This window comes from Sphingobacterium sp. SGR-19, from assembly GCF_011043555.1.
Lineage (GTDB): Bacteria > Bacteroidota > Bacteroidia > Sphingobacteriales > Sphingobacteriaceae > Sphingobacterium.
Genome location: NZ_JAAKGS010000012.1, coordinates 1 through 25188, shown reverse-complemented (window position 1 = coordinate 25188; position 25188 = coordinate 1). Strand labels below are relative to the sequence as shown.

The following is a 25188-nucleotide window of genomic DNA, read 5'->3' as shown; positions in this document are numbered from 1 at the left end:
GGGGTTAAAAATTAGTCAAGAATGTAAACACTAAAAAGGCGGTATAAAAACTGATATCTTTTTCTTTAAATATCAGACGTAAAGCTGAAAGGGCTTTTGACCTGGCAAAGTATACATTGCTCGCAGTAGTTCCTAAGGTTTCGCAAATTTCCAGTGTGCCCAGTCCCTCAAGATAGGACAGGCGAAACACTTCTGCCTGTTGTGTGGGGAGCGTGTCCAATTCTGCAACAATCTGATCAATCAGCTCTGTGTAGATGATATGCGTGAGTATATCTGTCCTCGTCTCTACCATGTCCCCCAACAGCTCTTCCCGTAAATCAACTGTTTTATGATACGAAGAACCTATATGATTATAACAGGCATTACGGATCGTCAGGTACAGAAAGGATTTGATTGCTTCCACAGATACGGCCTTTTCACGTCCTTGCCACAACTTATAAAATGACTCAGAAACAATCTCCTCCGAAGCCTCTCTATTTTTGGTAATTTTATATGCAAAAAAACGCAACTGTTCGCCATACTGCAGCATAAAAAACAGCAGTCCGTCTTCTTCACCGGCTCGTAGCATATCAAGGTATTTTCTGCTCTCTAATAATTGCATTTCAGGTTTTTCATATCTAGTATAAAAACAGAAGCAAAATAACAAAAATAAATATGACTAGCTTGAGAATGAGCCGTTATGTTTTTGTTAAGAAAAGTTACTTTTCATCTAATCAATTTTCCATTCTTCCAAACCATCTGCTCGCCCCAAAAAGGCATAATCGTATTTTCGCAGTCTACGCCGGTAAGATGCTTCAAGGTCTGCGTGATAGACGCTTGCCCCTTCGGTTCATGTCGTAGTTCAATCAGATGCGATAATACTGCATATTTTGGATTAACCAATCCCTCTGCAGTGCCGATAATATCATTTTCCCTTGGCGCGCCCCAACGTAAGATCAGCATATCGACATCACCCTGTACATTAGCGAAGCGATCGGATTCAAAACCAGAATCTCCACAATGTAATAGCGAGAAACCTCCCCCATCGGCACCGCAATCTATACGTAAGGACATCACGAAATCGGGAAGTTTAGGACTTCTTAAATGACTGGAAATATCTGTTCGGACGGTAAACTTACCAATCTGATAACTTGTAGCCGTTGTTGACAAATACTCCGCACAACCTTTATAGAAATTTGTAATGACTGGTTTACCGGCTTTTGTCATTGCTTCCATTAGCTTCACATGCGCGTGATCACCATGGTTATGCGTGATACAAAGAAAATCCAGATAAGGTTCTAATTGCTCGGCCAATCGGTGTTCTACATCGATACCAAAACAGCCAGAGGGGGTTTTTACGACAAATCCCATGTTATACAATAACCAAACCCGGGCTGTTCCCTTTTTTAACTTGGTCTTCTTCACCTCATCCAGCACTTTATCGAAAGCTTCCCGATAGCAGTAGATCATCGGAACTTCTTTTTCCATTTGCTCAGCTTCGTCTTCCGGCTTGGTTAAATAGGCTTTAAACGTGCTAGCTTCCAAACGATCCGAATAGCGCTGAAACTGATGTAAAAAGGCTAAGCGTTTCTCATCCAAGCATAAAGGCGATGTTTTGCGAAATGCCGCCATCGAGTCTATGGCAGTATTGGTGGCGCGTTCAAGTTTCTGCGCAAAACCGGATTGCACGATCATGATAAGCGCAATCAACGTGGTGAATATATTTTTCATCTTCAGTAGGATTTTATGGAATAACCGTCTCCAGATAGCTTGGCGTCACGAGTGTATCAATATCACTTTCATTAATTAGATATCGTGTTTTACTCCGCACGACCCCTCCGGGTTTAGCATCATGCAGCTCTAAGCGTTCTACGACACGCACCTCCTCCGTAAACTGACCGTTGCTCTGCTCGTAACTGACCAAATTATCGACAACCCCTACCCGATTATCGAATTCGATCGTTTGACCATCAGAAATAAATCGAGGCATGGCGTGCAACAATGTTCCTACATAGTTCGGACCATACACAAAACCTCCTTGATCCGTCAGTAATGATCTGTTTCCAAAAGCATCCACATTCCACGCCTCGATCAAAACATTCCCTTCAATACCGGACATATCCAATTCAGCATAATAACTGTCCAAATCTTCATCATAGTTTTCCGGCACATAATTCACCTTTACCGAATCCGGAGTACCCGAAGCAGCGTTCCATCTCAACACACAGTGTGCTCTGTTCACATCCTCCACAGGTAGAATTCGAACGCCCACTTTTTCATAACCTGATTTCACTTCCAATTCTGCAATTTTTCCTGCATATATAATCGGTCCGTCTTTGATGTGCTGATTCAGCAATTCATCTGCGTCATCGCAGCTTATTCCTGTAAACACCAACAAGCTTATTGTCATTTGTTTTATATACCTATACATTGTCAACATTCTTTTTTGATTAATAATACTTCAATACTTCCCCAAACATTTTGAACTCATTGATGGTATAGAAGTTCTCGTTTGCCGTATAACTTTCCATAAGTTGAAGCCGCATATAACGGAACGACTCGGTAGGAGTTGCTTCTGAGCTTACGTTGTCCTCGGAGATTGCGTATTCCTGTCTGTTATAAAAATAATCAGTCTCTTCCTGCGTGATACTTGCTGAATTGGCTGGCATCTTACCTTCGTATTCACCAATTAACGTCCACCCTTCCGGAAACTTAGACCAACGCGATGCATTGGCATCATCAGTTCCCCAGATTCTGAATCGCTTTACACTCGACCGAGAATACAGGTAACTAGACGATGGACGTGGGTAAAGTTGCACACGACTAAGTCGTAAATCTTGGCGCAAGTCAAACGTTACGTAAACATCGTCGATATATGTACGTTGCCCATCCGAAGATTCCTCGTAAAACTTACGCGCCAAAAAGTTATTTGCGGTCGTTACGCCGTTAAACATGGTTATCGGCGCAAAGCCTGCACTATGGGTGGTGGCATCGTTTAGCAAACCTGTTACCGGATCAACTCCAAATTCTGCAAAATCTTTACTTGTTGTCCCATAAGTTGGATTGAAATAAGTAACCGCCTCTACCAAATTATAATCAATGATATCTTCCTTAAAAGGAGTGATCATTTCAATCAGGGTATCCGTCCGATTACCCCACTTATCCGACAACGCAAATCCAAAGGTTTGCTCCACATTATCGTATTGTCTCAAATAAGTAGCTGTATTGACGGAATCCGAACTATAAATCGTTTTAGAAGGGTCTTCAATCAGCGTTTTCACCCCCAGTTGTATTTCATCTTCCGTCAACACATGGATCGCAAAAGGCAAGGCCTCTTTGTTGTCCCATTCCAGTTTTACACCACCAAAAGCCGGCGTAGCCAACAAACTTGCCCGGGCAACCTCCACCGGCGACAGCAAAGGCTTATCACGTACTTGCGTAATATCCGATCTGTTGCCGCTTTCATCCATGACCGCCAAATCCACCGTGACTTCATCGGTACCGGTAAAACCTTCCACCAAAATCGTATTGCTATAACGCGACACTTTGAATTCCACTTCATTGCCAGCCTTATTGATATAGGTAGCCACCACCTGTGCGTGATTCGGATTTCCCGCCGGCAAACTAAAATGAATTTCTAACGCTCCGGCCATCGGCACCACACGGTTCACCGTCAATTTTTCGGGCGTATCCGTACCAAAATCAGGTTGTTCTATTCCTAAATAGGAGTCCATGCAGGAGACCGCCATCATACTGATAATCAGCATTAGGATTGCATATATTCTATTGTTTTTCATTTTCACTATCAATTAATTACCATCCCGGGTTTTGTATAAGATTTCTATTCTGAAGTAATGTATTGGTTTTTATCGGCATGAGGTAGTCCTTCATCGAAAACCTCGGCTGCAAAAGCACTTTCAAGGTATAAAAATCAGCCTTATTTTCGCCTTCTTTATTCCAGCCCAAAATAGGTTGATTGTACACTTCCTCTGCTATAAGCCAGCGACGCACATCATAATAATAATGCCCTTCAAAAGCCAGTTCATTGAGACGTTCCTGGCGGATGATCTGCCGCAGTCCGTTTTGGTTCTGCGGTTTAGATTTATACGGCCCTAAGGCATATTTTTGCCAGCTATCGACCACGCCTTCCATTCCCGAACGAGCACGAAGGACATCTAGGTAATGATAGGCGTTGTTTCCCTGAGAATCTGTCGCACGAGGTCCATCGACCTCATTAAGACATTCGGCCAAGAGCAAATGCAAATCTGCTAAGCGAATAATCGGAAAAGAATACGGTTCGTAAATTAATTCTACTCGCGTCGCGGTATACGTTGTCCTGAGATGCACCATTTTTTTCGCCAGATAACCCGATAAAGGATAAAAACCGTACTCTACCCCATATTTAAAGCCACTTCCCATGTGCCGCATAAAATTCGGAAAAGCCGGATTCGACAAGGGTTCAGAACGGCCTTCCCAAATACCACCGTCAAAACCTACGGAAGCATAAAATCGCAGGGAACGATTATGGTGTAACAATGCTGTTTCTTGTCCACTTTTTATCAAAAACTTGGTATGATCTGCCTCCGGCAATTGCGTTGTATAACGATTCGCATACCAGCCATTTTGATCCCATTCGGCATCTTCCTCTATGGGTACTCCGTTAGCTGAATAAAAAGACTCCACCACATTCAATGTAGGTGCATGCCGTTGTCCTATATCCGGGGCACCAGAGCCGGCCATATTATCCCATTCGGAATTGCTTAACATACTGGCAAAGCGCTGCAACTGCCGTGTACTCGCATTCGTCGCCCAAATAATTTCCTGATTCCAAGGCTGGGTTACAGCCTGACGCAGGCTAATCATCGCTTTGGTCGTATCGTTAATATTGGTACTATTCACATCCGGAATAGCGCCTGAACCGGCATCGGCACTGATCAGTATACGATATCCGGCCTCCTCGGCAGAACGTACCGCCTCATCAGTCGCTGTCAAAGCTCGCTGCCATCTTTCCCGACTATCGCCCTCCGGAAAAAGCTCTACTCCACGGTTATCGGTGTAGCCACGATAATAGTTGTTGTTGTTAAAAAGAGGGCTGGCAGCAAGGACCAGCGTCTTGGCTTTGATACTCCGCGCAATCGTTTTGGTAAAACGACCATATTCCGATGCCGGATCGATCTCCCCGACAACGGGTAAAGATTCAATCGCCTCGTCCAACAAATTGACGATATAATCCGCTACCTGATCAACCGGCTCTCGGTAAAAAGCTAATTCCTCGCCCTTTGCAGCAATAGGAATCACCTTATCCACAATTGGAATTGGGCCGTAGAGTTGAAACAAATAGAAATTAAGGTACGCTTTAATGGTTTTCACCTCAGCGATCCACCGTTCCCGTTCCATTTCGTCCATATCTCTAGGGCCTCCATCTTCCGGACCAATATGCTCCAGAAATACGTTGCAATGCCGTATCCCTTGCCATATATTTTTGGTTGCACCATTCTCACCATCCCAGAAATTCATATAAGGGTTTGCCGTATTATTTCCGTTAAAGAATAGCAGGGTGGTGCTGGTAATATGTGCCGTATTCCCTCCTGGCGTATTCAACGGATCGTATACCACATCACCACCTCCGGAAAGGCCAAGCGTATTGATCGGATCTGCAACTACAGGAAGACTTCCATAGCAGGTAAACAAATATTTCTCTGCGTTATACCGATCTTTAAATGCGTCCTCCAAAACCGGTTTATCGTCCGGCAATATATCCAAGTATTTATTACATCCCACAGCGGTCAATAACAAGACTACTATCGCTGCGTATATTTTATTTTTGACTATCATATCAATGCGTTCCAACTTGTTATTAAAAATTAACCTGAATCCCTAAGTTAAATACCTTTTGTAAGGGATAAGAAAGTCCGTTCCCTCGCATTTCTGGATCCCACAACTTAAAAGCAGAAAGGGTAAAAAGATTCGTGCCACTGGCATATATCCGCGGGCTCAGTCCATAAAAATCATTTATTTTGTATCCCATTTCGACAGATTTTAAGCGAATATAACTGGCTGAGCGAAGCCAATAATTACTATTCACAAAATTATTAGCGTTACCTATCGCTTCATTTCCGGCATCTGGTGACAAGCGTGGCCATTGTGCATAGAGATCTCTATTTGTTTCAGTCCACAAACTCTCTTTAATAAAATTCAGCATCGCCCGATCCCCTCGCATTCCACCGGAGGTCACGGACACAAAAGGCGCCATGGCGCTAGCGTTCATAAAAAAGGAAAAACGGGAAGATCCCTGAATAAAGGCAGAAATATCAAAATTTTTAAATCCAAACGACCCACCTATACCATATTGGATTTCCGGATTTGTTGGATAACCCATAGGGACAATATCAAACTGGTCGATAACGCCGTCGTTATTGATATCTCTATATTTTATGTCGCCCGCCTGATATAAGGCATTGCTGCCATTCACCATCTGCACCGGTGAATTCAACACCTCGTTGTCATCGATAAATAGACGTTCTGCAACATATCCTTGGGACTGACCTACTTTTCGTCCTACAACGGAGCGCCAAGGTGCAACACCGGAGTAATCCAACTCATCATACACGGTGATTTCCGAGGTTCCATAGGTAAAATTACCTCGCAGGATATACCACATCCCATTGAACAAGGATTTATTATAATTTAAGGTCAAATCAAGCCCCTTCCCCATCGCTTCCCCATAGTTAGTTCGCACATTGGACGTCAAGCCTACGATCGATGGAATATCCTGTCGTACCTGCACAATATTTGTCCGGTTTTCATGATACACTTCCGCAATCAATTCTAAGTCGTTGTTGAATAAACCGAGCTCTAAAGCTAAATTCGTTTTGTAAGAAACCTCCCACGTGATATTTGGATTAGCATAGCGCAACACCTCTATCGTTGGTCGACTAGTAAGCGAGTTAAAATTATTCCCGAAATAGCCTGCATTTGGCCCGTTTAGGTTGATGTTGGACGTAAAGAAAAAACGATCAGAATCAGACACGATGACGTCGTTACCGACTAAACCATAGGTACCACGAAGCTTCAATTTAGGTACGGCATTTCGTAAGTTGTCCCAAAAGGGTTCATCCGAAACTTGCCAGCCTAATCCGATGGATGGGAAAAACCCCCAACGAAAACGCGGATCAAAACGCTCCGATCCGTTGAGCCCGAAATTAAGCTCGGCAAAATATTTATTCGCATAACCATAGGTAAAGCGACCTGCCAACGCTACATTCCTAGATGGCAACGACGAGTCTAAATTATTCGCGCTACCATCCAAGCGATCTTTAATCGAGCCTACCAATAAGGAGCCAACATCATGCTTGCCAAAGGAACGATTATACAACAATGCGCCCTCTGCATATCCTCTTGCTTCAACAAACTTACTTCCCGCCTGGTAATCAATGTAATCATAGCCATCCTCCGGATTTAATGCCGCCAATTGATAAGGAAAGCTGTTACTTGGATCATACGTGCCTCTTATATATTGATAATAAAAAGGGTCATAGCTCCGCTGGAGACTAAAACCTGAATAGCGTGTAATACTACCGATAAAGCGGGCCTTTAAACCTTTTGTAAAAGAGCCTAAATCTTGGTGCAACTCCAACTGTGTAAGCAAGGTATTGTTTCGCACATCCTCATAGCCTCGCATAATATCTGCGTAGGGATTTAAATATCCCGGGCTGCCCTCCCCGAAGTCGTTGCCGGCATTATTACCAAACAAAATTCGATCAACATATTGTGTATTATAATCTGGCTCATAGTATGCAGGGAAGAGCACCGGATTAGCCAGTAAGGTTTTACCATAAGTGTTCGCACCTCCACTCCCCGACTCACCGATAGGGCCAGTATAGTCATCGAAATTTGCGCTCAAGCGGACTTTTGCTTCTAAGTTTTTCGTCAAATTCAAATTTACGTTGGAACGTACGGTATATTTTTTCAGATTAATATTTGAATTGAAAGGGTTCTTATTATCGACCTTTAGGATACCGTTATCCTGCGAAAAGGATCCTGCCAGATAATACGTAGCGGCATTTCCTCCCCCTGTAAGGTTAAGGTTTGTTCGATGATTCAGTGAATGATCCCTCGTTAGCATATCCTTCCAATCTACAGCTGGATACACATTCGGGTTTCTATTCGGATCGCTGGTGAAATCAATCTTGCTTTGTGGGTAAGTCAGTTCGCCGTGCCTTGTCATATTTGCGATATTCGCATATTCCATATAACTAATCGGATCCGCCATATCGACCTTCGTTGTTGGCGTAGAAAGAGAGCTTTCATGCCGGAAGGAAACCTTCACCTTTCCCCGTTCTCCCTCTTTCGTCGTCACTAAAACTACACCATTAGCCCCTCTCGCTCCGTACAACGCTGTTGCGGATGCATCTTTCAAAATCGAAAAACTCGCGATATCATCCGGATTTAATCGGGCGAGGTCTTTGGAGGTCATTTCAATATTATCAATCAAAATCAACGGAGATGTCAACCCACTCCCAAAAGAAGTAACACTACGCACAAAGAACTGTGCATCCTCTTCGCCCGGAGCGCCGGTAGATTGGTAGGCTACCAAACCCGCCATGCGACCGGCGAGCGCGGTAGTAAGATTGCTCGACGGTGTGCGCAAGTCTTTTACATTAACGGTCGTGATTGAAGACACCACACTTTCCTTTTTCTGTTTGCCAAAGGCAACCACTACCGTTTCCTCGATCTCCTCAGTATCTTTTGAAAGACGCGTATTAATCAACCGAACCCGACCGACGACCACGGTATCCGCTAGATAACCAATAGCCGAAAAGATCAGAGAATCGCCTTGATTGGCCTCGAGTTCATAAATACCGTCGGCATCTGTCATTGTGCCTAATTGCTGCCTTTGTACGGTGATCGTCACGCCAGCGATAGGTGTGTCGTCAAACGCATCCGTCACTTTGCCGGTAATTTTATTTTGCTGACGGGGCGAAACGACACGGACAGGTTCTCTTACCGGTACCGGAGGCTTGCTCTCCGCAACCGTGTTGGGGCGAGGTTTAATAACTATGGTATTGCCCTCGAGCAACCAGGTAGCGGCTTTGTCTTGCAGCAACACTTGCATAGTCTGGTTCATAGGCAGACCGTCAATATCAGCATGAACCTTGATTCTGCCCAGCTCTCTGCTCTTGATAAAAAACTCGTATCCGGTTTGCTGTTGTATGGCCTTCATAACCTGTAGCAAGGACATGCCATTCGTCTTCAAGGAAATGTCCTGCGCAACCCCCTCGGCCATTACGGTGGTCAGATTCAACAGGATAAGTGCAACGATCCATTTCATAATAAGGAGAAAACGGTTTACGGAAGACCCCTGCAGGTCTTCAGGTTTTGTGTTAAAATTCATACATTTGTGCGGTTTAGATCATATTGTAATTTGTTAAAATGAAGAATTTCTCTTAGACCAGAGATAAATAATTACGATAGACCGCTAAAACAATGGCGGGCAGTGTTGGCGCACTGTCCGTTTTTTAGGGACTATCTTCTGTTGGCTATTGTGCTAATTCATCATGACTTTTGTGCTAGTTAGTTAAAAATTGTTAGTTTATTCCTGTCTCCCAAGCGTTCTAATCTAAATTTGATTCCACTACTTTCGATAATTCTGAGCACCTCTTTTAGACTTTTACCGCGGTTGATACTGGCATATAGATAGGTGTGCTTCACGGTCTGATCAATCTGAAAATCAAAATCATACCAACGGCTCAGTATTTTCAGTGCTTCGCGTAACTCTAACTCTTCAAACATAAACCGGTTATCCTTCCATGCTATATATGAGCTGACGTCCACCTTTTTCTTACTTAACGCCCGTCCATCGTTAAGCCCTTGTTCGCCCGGCATTAGTGGGAGGACGTTACCAGCTGCGTGCAACAACACCGCCCCTTCTACTAGGGTAGTACGGGTGTCTCCTTCCTCATCAGCATAGGCCTTGATATTAAATTGGGTACCGAGTACTTCAATTTCTTGTTGTGCCGTTTTGACCAAAAAGGGGATTCTGTGATCTTGTGTAGTAAAGGGCTTTACTTCAAAATAGGCTTCTCCCTCCAACTCGACCATTCTTAATCCACCCGTAAAGTGCGAAGGGTAGGTTAGCTTTGTCTCCGCATTTAGCCATACTTTAGTACCGTCGGCCAAGGTAATCTGATACTGTCCCCCTCTAGGCGTTTGTATGGTGGAATATACGACCTCCTCCTCACTAAGCCGTATTATGGATGTGCCATCCTCGTAAGTCAGCTCCTCACCCAAAACTACTCCGTCCTGGTCGTCGCTCAATTCGATAACGCTGCCATCCGAAAGGGTTATCAACGCTTTGTTCGTTCCCGGAGCTAGATCATGTATTTCAACATAGTGCTCTGTCAACACATGACTACGATAATATATAAAAATGAAAGTCAATATCGTTAATAGCACCGCAACATAAGGTAGAAGTTGGCGGAAAATGGACATGCGGTATATTTGACTCTTCTTACTGTCGGCATGTATCTTATACAGCGTTTTCGATTTCAGTCGTTCATCCCATACACCGTTTCGTTCTCCATTTCTAAGTGCTAACCAATCCCGGATATCTTCTAAGACTATCTCTTCGTCTTCTGCTCTTTTTAACAATTCTGCATGCAATGGACTTTCCGCTACCCATTTTTCCAGAAAAAGCAGTTCCTGATCACTGATCGTGCCAGCCATCTTTTTCCTTATCAAAATTATTACGTCAGAAATGTCGTCCATCTTTTGTCTTCCCTTGGTAAGACTATATACAAACGACTTAGAAAAACCTTAGTAAAAAATGAAATATTTTTTAAAAAATTTTTGAAGGAAGATTATCCAAACAAATCGGAGCTTAAATAACGATCCCCACGATCACAAGCTATAAAGACAACGATACCTTCATCAATTTCATTTGCGACCTGTAACGCTGCATGAAACGCACCACCAGTACTCATACCGGCAAAAACCCCCTCGCGTCTGACTAACTCCCGCGTTCTTCTAACAGCATCTTGTTGAGCGATATCAATTACGCGATCTACACGCGCAGCATCGAATATTTTAGGCAAATAAGCTGCTGGCCACCGACGAATCCCCGGTATAGAAGATTCCTCTGTCGGCTGACAACCAACAATTTGAATAGCCGGATTTTTATCTTTTAAGAACATCGAACACCCCATAATCGTACCGGTTGTTCCCATAGCACTTACAAAGTGCGTAATGTTCCCTTCGGTATCACGCCAAATTTCTGGTCCGGTGGTCTTGATATGGGCTCTATAGTTATCTGGGTTAGCAAACTGATTTAAAATAAAGTAATCTCCTGAGGCCGCTTTTTCTTCTGCATAGTCACGACAGGTTTCCATATTATCCAATAGCGTTACCTTCGCACCGTACGCTTCCATCGTTAATGTTCGTTCGCGCGTAGATGTAGCGGGCATAACCAATTCCAGTTCTAATCCATAAAGGCCTGCAATCATTGCCAAGGCAATACCTGTATTACCCGAGGTAGCCTCAATCAATCTCGATTCTTTTGTAATCTCACCTCTTTCTAGCGCCGAGCGGATCATATTCAACGCCGCTCTATCCTTCACCGAGCCAGCTGGATTATTTCCTTCCATTTTAGCAAAAATCTTGACGTTGGAATTGTCATGGAAGGAGGTAATTTCCACAAGAGGAGTGTTGCCGATGGCCTCTATCAAATTTCCCATTATGCGATAGGTTTTGAGTCAATAAATTTAGAATTAGGTTGATGATACACGGTGGTATAAGGATCTACACTAGAAGTCAACCATACATTTCCGCCGATGACGGAGTGATGACCGATCACCGTTTGTCCTCCTAAAATCGTAGCTCCTGCATAGATAATGACATGGTCTTCGATCATAGGATGGCGTTGGGTGTCTACCATATTTTTCTCCACGCTTAACGCACCCAGTGTTACGCCTTGATATAGCTTGACATGATCTCCAATGATACAAGTCTCCCCTATCACCAAACCAGTTCCGTGATCAATATATAAATACCGGCCTATTCGGGCGCCCGGATGGATGTCGATTCCGGTTTTGGAGTGTGCATGTTCGGTTAATATACGTGGGATAAGCGGCACGTTTGATTTCCACAGTTGATGTGCCAGGCGATAAACACATATCGCTGTAAAACCGGGATATGTACGTATAACCTCCCGTAAACTGCGTGCAGCGGGGTCGCCATCCATAATCGCTTGCGCATCCGTGAGCATCACATCATAAATAGCCGGGAGCTCTTCCAAAAAACGGCGGGCAATCAGTTTGTTGTCACAATGCGAACATGCTTTTGTTTTCATCAACAATTCCAACAATTCTTCTTCAGCTTCTTCAAAAGCTTCACGGACGTCACCCACATCCTGAAAATGAGACGATTGTCTTTCCGGAAATAGCAAATGGAGCACATGCATAGCCCAATCTGCGATACGGGCGTTGCTCGGCATGTCTTGGACTTCCATTTGCTTTTGATATATATGTTGATAAAATTCTTCCATTTTTTATCTGTAAGGTTTAGTGTTTCTCCAAATTTAAGATTCCTTTTAAAAAAACTATGCTTTCTATAATACTAATTTTTCAAATAGTTCTTGATGGGTATCCTCTGCTGAAATGCACAAACCGGGATGCACCACCGAACATTGTATAATGGTACTTCTTTTTGCTGTTAGCCAACGGAAGCGTTCTGCTTGTTCTAAAGTTGCTAGTTTCCCTCCTCCTTTATCTCCCACACAAATACGCTGAAAGGAATCGATATGCTTCGTAATTAGTTCCAAATCGATATCCGGATCAAGCATTCTACATTTAACTTCGTCTATGTAGATCTTGACCTGTGCATATCGCTGTTTCCGACAATAAAATGCTACACCAACATTGATAAACTCATCACGTTCCACGCGAGGGACTACGCGTACGATAGCATACTCATACAGTGTTCTCTCGCTCATGTCGTATCTGTTTTATAAAGTTTGCCGAATGGGCCAATCTTCCCAACAAAAAAGATATATATACTCTGCGGGCATCGTCTGCACTCAATTCCCGATGCTCGTCTACCAACCATTCATCAGGCACAATCTGCAATATATTCCACAAATTTTCTTGTGTAAAAAGAGACCGGTACCGCGCATCGACTTCTTCTACCTTTGACGCAAACTTAAGCAGTACATGATCCTTTATTTGTATAAACGGCTTTTCCAACTGCTCTTCCCAATTATCCCATGCGTGATGAAAATAAAGTGACGCGCCGTGGTCTATCAACCAAAGCTCTTGATGCCATATCAACATGTTGGTATTTCGTACGGTACGGTCTACGTTCATAAGCAGTGCATCTAACCAGACAATTTTGGAAGCTTCTTCTTCGCTTATTTCGTCGACATTCGGATCAAACGTAATCGCGCCGTTCAAAAAATGCACCCCTAAATTTTTTCCAATCGAGAAACGTAATAAGTCCTGTATTTCCTCATCCGGTTCCATACGTGCGAAGGATTCGTCGAGGTCTGCAAAGACCAATTCGGGCATACGAAGCCCCAAGAAACGACAAAGCTCACCTCCTATCAGCTCCGCTACCAGTGCCTTTTTCCCTTGCCCTGCACCGCGAAACTTAATGACATAGCTAAATCCATCGTCCGCATCCACCAAAGCAGGCAACGATCCGCCTTCTCGAAAAGGTTGGATGTAACGTATAATACGCACTTCACGTATCTCTGGTTTAAATATTTTCATCGGCCTGTCCTTATATCTAATTTTTCATACCTCAAAGAACGGAATTTTTTCGTTTATAGCAAATTGTACCTTTTTTTGACCTAACCCTTAAACATATTCTAATTATATTTGTAGTTCGTACAATGATCAAAAAAAAAGATAGGCAACGATGACGGACACGACTACCGAGTATAATAACGTTATAAAACATTGTAAGGATTTATTCCTAAAGAAAACAAAAGATTACGGTACTGCTTGGCGGATTATGCGTCCACCGTCTATAACGGATCAGATTTATATCAAAGCACAACGCATACGGACACTGGAGGTTAAAAAAGTTTCCAAAGTCGGGGAAGACATTTTAGGGGAATACATCGGTATCGTCAATTATTGTGTGATTGCGATGATGCAGTTGGAGTTAGCTGACGATGCAGAGGAAAACCTGGCGTATGATGTTGTAGACAGACAGTATACCAACAAGGTAGATGAGACACGTGACTTAATGTTTGCCAAAAATCATGACTATGGTGAGGCATGGCGAGAAATGCGCATCTCTTCTCTAACAGACCTTATTCTGATGAAAATTCATCGGGTCAAACAAATTGAAGATAATGATGGACAAACCCTTGTGTCGGAGGGGTTGAAAGCAAATTATCAAGACATGCTTAACTATGCTGTTTTTGCACTTATAAAACTAGGACTTGCCGAACAAAAATAGACTCATGGAAACGAACTTTAACCCCACAAGTAAAAAGAATGCTGGCACCATTGATATTGCATTAGGATTTAGCCGCATATTTGTTGGCTTGCTCTTCATTTTTTCAGGCTTTATCAAAGCCAACGATCCTACAGGTTTTGGCTATAAACTGGAAGAATACTTTCTGGTTTTCCACATGGATTTTCTCAACGACTACAGTACTTGGCTTGCTGTCCTTATCTGTGGCTTAGAAATCATTCTCGGGATATTCCTGTTATTAGGATTCTATAAAAATAAAGTAGCTTGGGGTTTATTGCTGTTAACCGTATTTTTTCTCTTTCTGACATTCTATTCTGCTTTTTTTGAGGTTGTGACCTCCTGCGGATGTTTTGGTGATGCCATCCCACTAACGCCTTGGCAATCGTTTATCAAAGATATTATCCTATTGGCATTCGTTATCGTGATTTTCAAATACAGAGCACGCATAAAACCTATTCTCTCCAACCCAACGACAAGAAGTCTAATCAGTACATTGGTCATCCTTTTATCTTTTGGAGTAGGTGTTTACACCATTTACTTTCTCCCATTTATTGATTTCCTTCCTTATAAAGAGGGAAATAACATACCAGAATTAATGGTAATGCCTGAGGGAGAAGAAGCGGACGTATATGAATCCATCTATGAAATCAAACATCAACAAACCGGCGAAGTAAAAAAAGTCACTGATAAAGAATATATGGATGGCATTTGGGAAGATGATAATTGGGAAGTTGTAGGCGAACCTGAATCGAAGCTTGTCAAAAAAGGATATCAAATCCCCATCCCGGATTTGTTGATATCGGATGCAGAAGGAAATGATCTGACACAAGAAATCATTACAAACCCTTATTACAACTTTGTCGTGGTCACCACCTATGTAGACAAGCTATCTTTAGCGGATATTATTGCGTTGGATCGCATTAACACAACGATTCGTGATTTAGCAAGTGACTATCCGCTCCGAGCCATATTGTTAACCTCTAGTTCATCCGAGGTGGCAAGAGGACTTCAAGACGAAATGGATCTCGTACTAGAAACATTATACGCAGATAATGTTCCTCTTAAAAGTATGGTACGCTCCAATCCCGGCGTACTCTTACTACAAAATGGTACGGTCATCAAAAAATGGTCAAAAATCACGTTCCCATCAAAAGAAGAATTGGAAGAAGATTATTTAGCAAAATAATGGACAAGCCTATATTTTTAATTGGTTTTATGGGTAGCGGGAAAACTACGTTAGGTAGGAAGTTAGCTAACCACCTCAATCTGAAGTTTATTGATTTAGACCATGTGATTGTAGAACGCATCGGTATGTCGATACCAGCGTACTTTACACAATATGGCGAACAGAAATTTCGTGAAATGGAAAGTCAGCTACTCAAAGAACAACGGGGAAAACGTGCTGTTATCTCGACCGGGGGTGGAAGCCCTTGTTTTTTTGACAACATGGAATGGATTCTAGAAAATGGTATATCCATTTACCTCTATCTCACGCCCAAAGCGCTACACAATAGATTGCAACAATCAAACATCGCTTCCCGCCCAGCTCTTCAAGGGTTACGTGATGAAGCTCTTTTACAATTTATTGAGGAAAAACTAGATGAAAGAGCGCCTTTTTATAAACAGGCACATATCCATATTGACCAACTAAATACCTCTTTAGATACGATATGCCAATCCATTGAAACCTATGCGGAAAATAAATAGTCACTATTTACTTCTTATGTTTTTGTTGTTTTTCTGTAGCTGTTTCAGAAGCAACACCACAGCGGATACTGTTCGATTCGGTAGTTCTCGACAAGTATTTAATTTTAAAGGAATTGAGGATTTGTATCGTTTCCTCACCTATTCAGAAAATAGGGTTCCGTTGGTGAGCGCACATCGGGGAGGACCGGATACAGACTATCCCGAGAATGCCATCGAAACTTTTCAACGCGTGGCCTCGAAAATGCCTGCCATTATCGAGTGTGACATTGCACTCACGAAAGATTCTGTTCTCGTTTTAATGCATGACGAAACATTAGACCGCACTACAACTGGAACGGGAAAAGTAAATCGATACACATTAGCTGAACTGAAAGAATTGCACTTAAAAGATCCTGCAGGAACGGTAACCAACTACCGTATTCCAACATTGGAAGAGACATTACAATGGGGTATAGGACAGGTTATTTTCACACTGGATGTAAAAAGAAACGTACCTTACCAACTCGTGGTAGATGCTATCAGGAAAACAAAGTCCGAAGCATATTCTGTCATCATTACCTACAGTGCCAATCAAGCGGCAGTAGTGCATAACCTCGCACCAGATTTAATGATTTCGGCTTCTATAAAAAATGTAGAAGACTTGATACGCTTAAATGACCTAGATATTCCGGATACGAGACTTGTTGCTTTTATCGGTACATCGCAGGTTGACAAAAATCTCACCGATCTATTGCATCAGCACGGTATCCTATGTATTTTGGGCACTATTGGAAACTTAGATCGCCAAGCGCAGCAAAGGGGCGAACAGGTTTATGCAGAATATATTGAAAACGGTGCTGATATACTGAGTACAGACCGACCATTTCAAGCAGCAAAGACATTAGATTATTATAGTAAACAACGGGGTCTTTCCTCTCCTTTTATCAATTAGCATTGTACCTAGGTAGTTATTCCGCTACATTTTCATATCGTTTATTTAATTTATTAAATTACACCAAACAATTATGATCGCAAAACGTTATTAACTTAGATAAAATAATTTTAACGTAATAGATCGTAATATGAAGAAGTTTACATTTTTATGCCTCTTATTAGGAGGTTTCGCAATCAGCGCCCAAGCACAACGTGTAGAGACTAGGCCACAATCTACGGCCAGTGTAGGAATGGAACCTATTAGACAAGGTAATTGGATGGTCGGTGGAGAGTTAGCCGGGCTCGGATACAATTTTGAAGCAGAATCGTTTAACATTGGGTTAAGACCACGTGCAGGTTACTTTGTATCCGACGGGGTAGCAATCGGTGCTCAGGCCAGCCTAGGGTTTGCTTCAGTTAAAGAAGGGGATAACGAGTGGACTTACGGTGTAGCTCCTTTTGTACGTTATTATTTTCCGGGAGGGGCTAGTGCAAGCGGACGTTTCTTTGGTCATGGCAACGTAGGTATTGCCGGTAGTTCGAGAGGAGACGATGTATCGCTAGAACTTGGTATAGCTGCTGGATACGCTCATTTTATTACACAAACTGTCGCACTTGAAACGACGTTAGGTTACAATTACAACAAAGCTAATATCAATTCCGGCGGTGGACAAAGCGGTCTTGGTGTAAGTCTTGGTTTCCAGATCTATCTGCCTGGGCAAAGATAAAAAGGAAGAAATCCCATTGCAGTAAAAAAGCACGTCCCTTACGAGTGGGATGTGCTTTTTTACTGAATATCCTACAGTTGCTTTTTCATCGTACCGGTTTCCGCGAGCCGCAAGTGCCAGCTAAAAACTTCTTCTAATAAATGAGGTGTATGCCCCCCTCTTTCACATGCTCTATCAAAATAAGATTGAAGTTCTCCTCTAAAATCCGGATGAACACAATTATCAATAATTTTTTGAGCGCGTTCCCTCGGAGCAAGTCCGCGCAAATCCGCCAAACCGATATCAGTAACTAAAATATCGACATCGTGTTCCGTATGGTCTACATGCGATACCATAGGCAGCACATGCGAAATGGTATTATCTTTAGAAGCCGCCTGTGTCACGAAGATACTGAGGTATGCATTCCGAGCAAAATCACCAGAACCACCAATACCGTTCATAATTTTTGAACCCGCAATATGTGTAGAGTTGACATTTCCATAGATATCAAATTCAATTGCCGTATTGATAGCAATAACCCCTAACCGACGAATCAGACCGGGTGTATTGGAAATATTTTGGGGGCGAAGTACTATTTTATCACGATATCGCTGTAGATTACCGAATACCCTTTCATAGCACGCTTCGGATACTGTGATCGACGACGCGGAAGCAAAAGATAATATTCCAGCATCTATCAAATCAAAAGTGCTATCCTGCAATACTTCGGAAAACATCGTTAAATCATAAAAATTACTATTTTTAAAACCCATCAATACAGCGTTGGCTACTTTTCCAATTCCAGCCTGCAGTGGCTGAAGCCGATCACTAAGATGCCCCAACTGTACTTCGTTCTCAAAGAAATTCAAGATATGAGCAGCTATAGCTGTGGTTTTCGCATCGGGTTCGGCGATGTCTGCCGGACTGTCTTTTTTATCGGTAAAAACGATTCCAACAATTTTATCGGGATTAATAGATATGGTCTTACGACCGATCTTGTTCCATGGAGCAACAATAGGGATGACATTTCGATGTGGATAGTTCTCCGGTTTATAGATATCATGAATCCCGTAGACCTCCATGGGGATAGCCGTATTAACCTCAATAATCAGTTTTTCGGCCAGCTCAGCAAATGTAGCTGAATTTCCGACAGAAGTAGTAGGCACAAGACTGCCGTCTCGATCGATATAGGCCACTTCAATAACAGCAATGTCGACAGGCGGAAGGTTCTTATTATGTAGCAATTCTGCACTCTCACTAAGATGTTGATCTATAAACAACACTTCACCTGCATTAATTTTGTTCCGCAGCGTACGGTCTACTTGAAATGGCATTCTTTTTTTTAACACACCTGCTGCTGCAAGCTTTCCATCTGTATCATGTCCCAGCGACGCGCCAGTAACCAGTGTAATTTTTATATCTTCATTTTTTCCCCGTTCTGCCAATGCTTCCAGCACAACCTTACTGTCTCCCGCTTTTGTAAAGCCACTGGCACCAACTACCATATCGTTCTCAAAAAAACCGACCGCTTCTTGCACGGTCATCACTTTATCTTTTAGCCTTTCTAACTTTATTCTTTCCGCTTCCATAATTAAACGCTGTTACCTTTTCAATAGGATGTAATATAAGCAATAATAAGTAATTTTCTGCATGCCTTCTACTTTTTTGGTTATGTCGTTAAAAAACTAGAAATTTATGCCTCTTACTGAAGAAAACAATGGATAGAACGCTTTATGTAGACAAATATTATATGACGGAAGTAGACACTTTCGAAAATAGTATTTATTGCCATCATGCGCTTATGGGCGAAAGCTTTATTTCCGAACACAGTCATATAAAAGGACAATTTCTTTATACAGAAGGAGGTATCGTTTTTTTAAAAACAGAGGAAAAATCTTACTTCTTGCCAGCACGTCATTACATATGGATTCCAGGCGGGATAAAACATAGCATATATCCTAGTAGTCCGGAGGTGGTGATGCGAAATTTATATTTCCCAAAATTTGATACCGACACTGATTTTTTCGATAAAGTAAACATTTACCCCGTAAATGATTTTTTGATCGAGTTTATCATGTTTACTAATCGTTGGACAGGTAATATATTTCCTACCGAGGAACCTAAGTTCTCCATCGCTAAGGCTTTTAAATTAATCCTCCCGGAAATATCTCAAACGGAATTGCCTCTAGCACTTCCGTACCCGAAGCATGAAAAACTCAAGGCAATTGTCAATTATCTCGAACAACGGATAGACGAAAACATTAGCTTTAAAAAGTTGGCAGAAGAATTTGATGTTAGTGAACGGACTTTGGCTCGCCTCTTTCAACGAGAGCTAAACATGAGTTTTATCCAATATTATACGATTCTTCGCATGCTTACCGCTCTGAAACTTCTTTTAGACGAAAAGATGAGCGTAAACGAAGTAGCGATGCAAGTGGGATACAGCAGCTTACCAACCTTCAGCAATACATTCAACAAAGTTATTGGGGTAAGACCTAGTGAATATGTCAAAAACAAAAATTTATTATTATAACCTTAGACCAAGCGCATGAACGTCAAACTCAGCTTTCTATCCGCATTAGCAACCGGCACCATTTTATTTGCCTGCTCTTCAGCAGGAAGTAAAACAACATCATCAACCGATGAAACACTTCAACCTATTCAACTCTTTAATGGAAAAGATATAAATGATTGGACGCCAAAAATCCGATTACACGAAGTAGGCGAAAACTACGCCAATACATTTCGTGTAGAAGATGGCCTACTGAAAGTACGCTACGATGGTTATGACGACTTCAACAAACAATATGGTCATCTAGCCTATAACAAACCCTATGGCTACTACCTCCTCCGGGTAGAATATCGCTTTGTTGACGAACAGGTTAAAGGAGGTGAAGGCTGGGCTTGGCGTAATAGCGGAGCGATGCTTCACGGACAAGATCCGAACACTATGCTGAAGGAACAAGATTTTCCTATTTCTGTAGAAGGACAGTTTCTGGGCGGAGACGGCAAAACTGAACGAACTACGTCTAATTTATGTACCCCGGGAACAAACGTCGTTATTAATGATGAATTATATACACCGCACTGCATAAGTTCTTCTTCTAGAACATACCATGGAGATGAATGGGTAACTGCTGATTTCCTAGTACTAGGAGATTCTCTCATTCAACACATTTTAGAAGGAGAAGTGGTAATGGAATATAACAAACCTCAAATCGGAGGAGGAAATGTAGAACATTATGACGCCGCACAAAAAACCGATAGCAAACTTTTAGATAAAGGATTTATCTATCTTCAAAGCGAGAGCCATCCTATTGACTTCCGGAAAGTAGAATTATACGACTTGGCTCCATACAAAGACAATAAGGCTAAACTAGACGAGATTATCCAAAAGCTCTTATAGCAACATGTTCTCACCAAAAGCCAACAAGAAAAGGGATGTAAATCAATACATCCCTTCTTTTATTCTCGAAGAATAGGCTACAAATTAACCTAATTTATTAACTAACTTCGTTAATTTAGATTTGTTGTTAGAAGCCTTATTCTTATGGATAACATTTTTCTTAGCCAAACGATCAAGCATAGAAACAACTCTTGGTAACAACGCCTTAGCTTCTTCAGCATCTGTTGTATTACGTAATTTTTTAATTGCGTTACGAGTAGTTTTTGCTTGGTAACGGTTTCTTAAGCGTTTCGCTGCGTTTGCTCTAATTCTTTTAAGCGCTGATTTATGATTTGCCATTTCTCTTAGCTATTTTATTTTCTTTCTTATTCCAATTTCGGAATGCAAAAATAACATCTTATCTCCAATATTCAAAATGTATTTGCAAAATGTATACTGTTATTCTTTTTTTCTTCTTTTACTTTTTAATTTCGCCCATGCGAAAACTATCAATGGAAGAGTTGAATCGGGTTGATGTTGATTCTTTTAAAAACCAGGAAAAAATTCCGATTGTCGTTGTATTGGATAATGTGCGCAGTATGCATAATGTCGGGTCAACGTTCCGCACTGCAGACGGGTTTGCCGTAGAAAGAATTATTTTATGTGGTATTACAGGCACACCTCCACATCGTGAAATTGAAAAAACGGCATTGGGAGCCACACAATCTGTCGATTGGGAGTATCATCCAAATACGATGACCGCTATTGAACAATTGAAGAAAGAGCATTATACCCTCCTTGCCATAGAACAAGCTGCTGGAAGCACTGTATTACAAAACTTCGAGACAGATTCACAAAAAAAATATGCGCTGATATTCGGCAACGAGGTGCATGGCGTATCGGATGACGTCATGAAAGCCGTTGACGGGTGTATTGAAATACCCCAATTTGGCACTAAACACTCCTTAAATGTGTCAGTTACCATCGGAATTGTATTGTGGCAATTCCTACAAAAGTTAAAGCTTTTGTAAGGTTACAAATCATTGTAGAAAAAAAGACGAATAGCGCGAGCTTAAATTTTTAGAAGTCATTGCAAAATAGTAGATTTGCTTTGCAAAAAAACAGAAAAAATGAGTGTATTAGTAAATAAAGATTCAAAGGTAATTGTACAAGGCTTTACCGGAAATGAAGGTACTTATCACGCATCTCAAATGATTGAGTACGGTACGAATGTAGTTGGAGGTGTTACTCCAGGTAAAGGAGGGCAATCTCATTTAGATCGTCCCGTGTTCAATACAGTACAAGATGCAGTAGAAGCAACTGGTGCTAACGTTTCTATCATTTTTGTTCCCCCTGCATTTGCTGCTGATGCGATTATGGAAGCAGCTCAAGCAGGTATTGAAGTTATTGTTTGTATCACAGAGGGTATTCCTACTAAAGATATGATTCAAGTAAAATCATACTTGAGCGATAAAAATTCTAGATTAATTGGGCCAAACTGTCCCGGTATTATCACTGCTGAAGAAGCTAAGATTGGTATTATGCCTGGTTTTATTTTCAAAAAAGGAAAAGTGGGTGTTGTTTCTAAATCAGGAACATTGACGTACGAAGCGGTAGACCAGACGGTGAAAGCAGGTTTAGGTATCAGTACAGCTATTGGTATCGGTGGAGACCCTATCATCGGCACCACAACAAAAGAAGCTGTAGAATTATTAATGAACGACCCTGAAACAGAAGGCATTATCATGATTGGAGAAATCGGCGGCGGCATGGAAGCAGAAGCTGCTCGCTGGATTAAAGAACATGGTACTAAACCCGTAGTTGGTTTTATTGCAGGACAGACAGCGCCCCCAGGACGCCGTATGGGTCATGCTGGTGCTATTGTAGGCGGAGCTGATGATACGGCAGCCGCAAAAATGAAAATTATGCGTGAATGCGGTATTCGCGTTGTAGAATCTCCTGCGGAAATTGGAGTTGCTATGGCAGAAGAATTGGCAAAATAACTATACACAAAGCCTTTCTTTTTAATTATAAAAGCCCGAACTTCCGTTCGGGCTTTCTCTTTTTCTATTTATCTCCGTGATTGGAAGTTATCTTCCCAACTTTGTCAAACTCATCTTCCACTTCCTTAGAAACAGGTTTCGTCAGGAAAGACACGATGATCGTGATTAGAAAACTAGCTAAAAAGCCTGGTATAATTTCGTATACTTCTTTATAACCGTGAGGTACATAAACCCAAAGTAACACAACAGTTCCTCCTGTTAACATACCCGCCAAACCACCCATTGCCGTGATGCGCTTCCACAAAAGAGAGAGAATAATTAACGGTCCAAACGCCGCACCGAAACCTGCCCACGCATTCCCTACTAATCCTAAAATGCTTTCTTTCGGATTTAAAGATAATAGTACGGCAATCGCTGCTACAACGAGAACAGATACTCTACTCATGACTAACATGCTTTTCGGACTAGCTTGTTTATTTAAAAAAGTACGGTAAATATCTTCGGTCATCGAGCTTGATGTTACTAAGAGTTGTGAAGATATCGTACTCATAACAGCCGCTAAGATAGCAGACAGAAAAAAACCACCGATTAACGGATGAAATAGCACTCGGGATAAATGAATAAATATCGTTTCTGCCAATTCCCGTGAGCTATCGAATTTCTGCATCGTCGCGATATCAAATTTCTGTAAGTAAGCGATCCCAAAAAAACCAACTAATAAGGCTCCGCCTACCGTCAACATCATCCAAGTTATACCGATACGTCGTGCCTTTGGTATATCACGAACGCTATCAATCGCCATAAAACGGACTAATATATGCGGTTGGCCAAAATATCCTAAACCCCAAGCTAACAAGGAAATAATAGAAATGGTCGTTGTACCTCTCCACAAATCCATATAATTCTCATTCTTGCTATATATAATATCGACCGTTTTACCTAAACCGTCGACATGAAAGACAAGAACGGCGGGGACAATCAATAATGCAAGAAGCATAATAGTACCTTGCACGACGTCTGTCAAACTTACTGCCATAAAACCGCCAAAAAAAGTATAAAAAACCACAACTAGTGTTGTTACCCATAAACCGGTTTGGTAATCAATTCCAAACGCTGATTCAAAGAGTCTCCCTCCTGAAACCATTCCTGCTGACGTATATAAAGTAAAAAAAACAAGAATAAGAACAGAAGACACAAACTTCAATAGCTGCGTTTTGTCGTGAAAACGATTTTCGAAGAAAACCGGCAATGTAATAGCATTCTTAGCTACTTCGGTATATACACGTAATCGGGGGGCAACAATGACATAATTTAAAAAGGCTCCTATTGTCAATCCAATAGCAAGCCAAGCTCCTGATAGCCCCATAAAATACATCGCTCCTGGCAAACCCATCAATAACCAGCCGCTCATGTCAGATGCTCCCGCAGATAATGCTGTCACAAGAGGCCCCATCTTTCGTCCCCCAATTAAAAATTCTTCTGAGTTGCTGGTCGATCTTCGATAAGCATATATTCCTATCAAAACCATCACCAACATATATAATCCGATAGAAATTAGTTCATAAATATTCATACGCAATTAATTTTTCTTAATGTTTCTGTTATACTATTCTAATTCTATTTTGGCTACAAAACAACAATACTAGCAAAATACGACGAGTTCTATACACAGGAGACAAACAAAAAAGCCCCTCCAGTTTCCTGCAGGGGCTTTGTATAAAATTTGGCACCGACCTACTCTCCCACCCTTTACGGCAGTACCATCGGCTCTGGCGGGCTTGACTGCTCTGTTCGGAATGGGAAGAGGTAGACACCGCCGATATAGGCACCTAAAATGCTGTTTTATGCTTCGTCCCTCGCGGACGTTGCTGATACAATCCATTTACTTTCTGTTCAATATCAAAAAGGGATAGTATCCGAATATCTTTATCCTAGCTGCCATACTGTAACAGTATAAAACATATACCAACAATATCAAATGGCCTTTAAGGATTGACATTCATTGGGATAGAAAAAG

General features: G+C 41.8%; 23 protein-coding genes and 1 rRNA gene. 9 read left to right on the top strand and 15 right to left on the bottom strand.

Features of this window, described 5'->3' with window-relative positions; all coding sequences use genetic code 11:
• Window positions 1-4: 4 nt before the first annotated feature.
• The 11 genes from G5B43_RS17945 to G5B43_RS17895 form a co-directional block, all read right to left on the bottom strand.
• Window positions 5-601, bottom strand: a complete 597-nt coding sequence (locus G5B43_RS17945) for an RNA polymerase sigma factor (RefSeq protein WP_165296183.1) — start codon at window positions 599-601, stop codon at window positions 5-7.
• A 104-nt stretch (window positions 602-705) separates the two neighbouring features.
• On the bottom strand, window positions 706-1710 hold the full coding sequence (locus tag G5B43_RS17940) for an MBL fold metallo-hydrolase (RefSeq protein WP_165296182.1): 1005 nt from the start codon (window positions 1708-1710) through the stop codon (window positions 706-708).
• Window positions 1711-1723: 13 nt separating this feature from the next.
• The gene (locus G5B43_RS17935) at window positions 1724-2389 is read right to left on the bottom strand and encodes a DUF4998 domain-containing protein (protein ID WP_165296181.1); all 666 of its coding nucleotides are present in this window, start codon (window positions 2387-2389) and stop codon (window positions 1724-1726) included.
• 40 nt (window positions 2390-2429) lie between these two features.
• Complete coding sequence (locus G5B43_RS17930) at window positions 2430-3776, bottom strand: DUF5126 domain-containing protein (protein WP_165296180.1); 1347 nt, start codon at window positions 3774-3776, stop codon at window positions 2430-2432.
• Window positions 3777-3792: 16 nt separating this feature from the next.
• Window positions 3793-5814, bottom strand: a complete 2022-nt coding sequence (locus tag G5B43_RS17925) for a RagB/SusD family nutrient uptake outer membrane protein (protein ID WP_165296179.1) — start codon at window positions 5812-5814, stop codon at window positions 3793-3795.
• Window positions 5815-5836: 22 nt separating this feature from the next.
• Entirely contained in the window at window positions 5837-9373 is a 3537-nt protein-coding gene (locus G5B43_RS17920; protein ID WP_206367414.1) for a SusC/RagA family TonB-linked outer membrane protein, read from the bottom strand.
• Window positions 9374-9552: 179 nt separating this feature from the next.
• Window positions 9553-10704: a FecR family protein gene (locus tag G5B43_RS17915; RefSeq protein ID WP_165296178.1), complete on the bottom strand. Its 1152-nt coding sequence runs from the start codon at window positions 10702-10704 to the stop codon at window positions 9553-9555.
• Between the two features lie 134 nt (window positions 10705-10838).
• Entirely contained in the window at window positions 10839-11711 is an 873-nt protein-coding gene (gene cysM / locus G5B43_RS17910) for a cysteine synthase CysM (protein WP_165296177.1), read from the bottom strand.
• Window positions 11711-12520, bottom strand: coding sequence for a serine O-acetyltransferase EpsC (gene epsC / locus G5B43_RS17905; protein WP_165296176.1), 810 nt, complete (start codon window positions 12518-12520; stop codon window positions 11711-11713). The genes cysM and epsC overlap by 1 nt, the downstream gene beginning before the upstream one ends.
• A gap of 63 nt (window positions 12521-12583) precedes the next feature.
• Window positions 12584-12967 (bottom strand): DUF3037 domain-containing protein, encoded by a 384-nt coding sequence (locus G5B43_RS17900; RefSeq protein WP_165296175.1) that lies wholly within the window; start codon window positions 12965-12967, stop codon window positions 12584-12586.
• A complete protein-coding gene (locus tag G5B43_RS17895) occupies window positions 12945-13742 on the bottom strand; it encodes a HipA family kinase (protein WP_165296174.1) in 798 nt (265 codons plus the stop codon). Before G5B43_RS17895 ends, G5B43_RS17900 begins: the two co-directional genes overlap by 23 nt.
• 148 nt (window positions 13743-13890) lie before the next feature.
• On the opposite strand from G5B43_RS17895, the gene G5B43_RS17890 reads away from it, so the two are divergent.
• The 5 genes from G5B43_RS17890 (at window position 13891) to G5B43_RS17870 (ending at window position 17804) form a co-directional block, all read left to right on the top strand.
• Window positions 13891-14439: a DUF1599 domain-containing protein gene (locus tag G5B43_RS17890; protein ID WP_165296173.1), complete on the top strand. Its 549-nt coding sequence runs from the start codon at window positions 13891-13893 to the stop codon at window positions 14437-14439.
• Between the two features lie 4 nt (window positions 14440-14443).
• A complete protein-coding gene (locus G5B43_RS17885; protein WP_165296172.1) occupies window positions 14444-15643 on the top strand; it encodes a BT_3928 family protein in 1200 nt (399 codons plus the stop codon).
• Window positions 15643-16164 carry a shikimate kinase gene (locus G5B43_RS17880; protein WP_165296171.1) on the top strand — a complete coding sequence of 174 codons (522 nt, stop codon included), beginning with the start codon at window positions 15643-15645 and terminating at the stop codon, window positions 16162-16164. The genes G5B43_RS17885 and G5B43_RS17880 overlap by 1 nt, the downstream gene beginning before the upstream one ends.
• Window positions 16148-17095 carry a glycerophosphodiester phosphodiesterase family protein gene (locus G5B43_RS17875; protein ID WP_240904918.1) on the top strand — a complete coding sequence of 316 codons (948 nt, stop codon included), beginning with the start codon at window positions 16148-16150 and terminating at the stop codon, window positions 17093-17095. The genes G5B43_RS17880 and G5B43_RS17875 overlap by 17 nt, the downstream gene beginning before the upstream one ends.
• 130 nt (window positions 17096-17225) lie before the next feature.
• Complete coding sequence (locus G5B43_RS17870; RefSeq protein WP_165296170.1) at window positions 17226-17804, top strand: hypothetical protein; 579 nt, start codon at window positions 17226-17228, stop codon at window positions 17802-17804.
• A gap of 71 nt (window positions 17805-17875) precedes the next feature.
• On the opposite strand, the gene G5B43_RS17865 is transcribed toward G5B43_RS17870, so the two are convergent.
• Window positions 17876-19372 carry a succinate CoA transferase gene (locus G5B43_RS17865; protein ID WP_165296169.1) on the bottom strand — a complete coding sequence of 499 codons (1497 nt, stop codon included), beginning with the start codon at window positions 19370-19372 and terminating at the stop codon, window positions 17876-17878.
• A 128-nt stretch (window positions 19373-19500) separates the two neighbouring features.
• Here G5B43_RS17865 and G5B43_RS17860 point away from each other — a divergent pair, with 128 nt between their 5' ends.
• Both G5B43_RS17860 and G5B43_RS17855 read left to right on the top strand, forming a co-directional pair.
• The gene (locus tag G5B43_RS17860) at window positions 19501-20316 is read left to right on the top strand and encodes an AraC family transcriptional regulator (RefSeq protein ID WP_165296168.1); all 816 of its coding nucleotides are present in this window, start codon (window positions 19501-19503) and stop codon (window positions 20314-20316) included.
• Window positions 20317-20331: 15 nt separating this feature from the next.
• Window positions 20332-21189 carry a DUF1080 domain-containing protein gene (locus G5B43_RS17855; RefSeq protein ID WP_165296167.1) on the top strand — a complete coding sequence of 286 codons (858 nt, stop codon included), beginning with the start codon at window positions 20332-20334 and terminating at the stop codon, window positions 21187-21189.
• Window positions 21190-21273: 84 nt separating this feature from the next.
• Here G5B43_RS17855 and rpsT read toward each other — a convergent pair whose 3' ends face one another.
• Entirely contained in the window at window positions 21274-21528 is a 255-nt protein-coding gene (gene rpsT / locus G5B43_RS17850) for a 30S ribosomal protein S20 (RefSeq protein ID WP_165296166.1), read from the bottom strand.
• 137 nt (window positions 21529-21665) lie between these two features.
• Here rpsT and G5B43_RS17845 point away from each other — a divergent pair, with 137 nt between their 5' ends.
• Together G5B43_RS17845 and sucD are read left to right on the top strand one after the other, a co-directional pair.
• A complete protein-coding gene (locus G5B43_RS17845) occupies window positions 21666-22199 on the top strand; it encodes an RNA methyltransferase (RefSeq protein WP_165296165.1) in 534 nt (177 codons plus the stop codon).
• Window positions 22200-22298: 99 nt separating this feature from the next.
• Window positions 22299-23171 (top strand): succinate--CoA ligase subunit alpha, encoded by an 873-nt coding sequence (gene sucD, locus G5B43_RS17840; protein ID WP_165296164.1) that lies wholly within the window; start codon window positions 22299-22301, stop codon window positions 23169-23171.
• 64 nt (window positions 23172-23235) lie between these two features.
• Here the strand turns inward: sucD and putP are convergent, their stop codons facing one another.
• Window positions 23236-24744, bottom strand: coding sequence for a sodium/proline symporter PutP (putP, locus tag G5B43_RS17835; protein WP_165296163.1), 1509 nt, complete (start codon window positions 24742-24744; stop codon window positions 23236-23238).
• A gap of 148 nt (window positions 24745-24892) precedes the next feature.
• Window positions 24893-25004: ribosomal RNA gene (rrf, locus tag G5B43_RS17830) — 5S ribosomal RNA — on the bottom strand.
• Window positions 25005-25188: the final 184 nt, after the last annotated feature.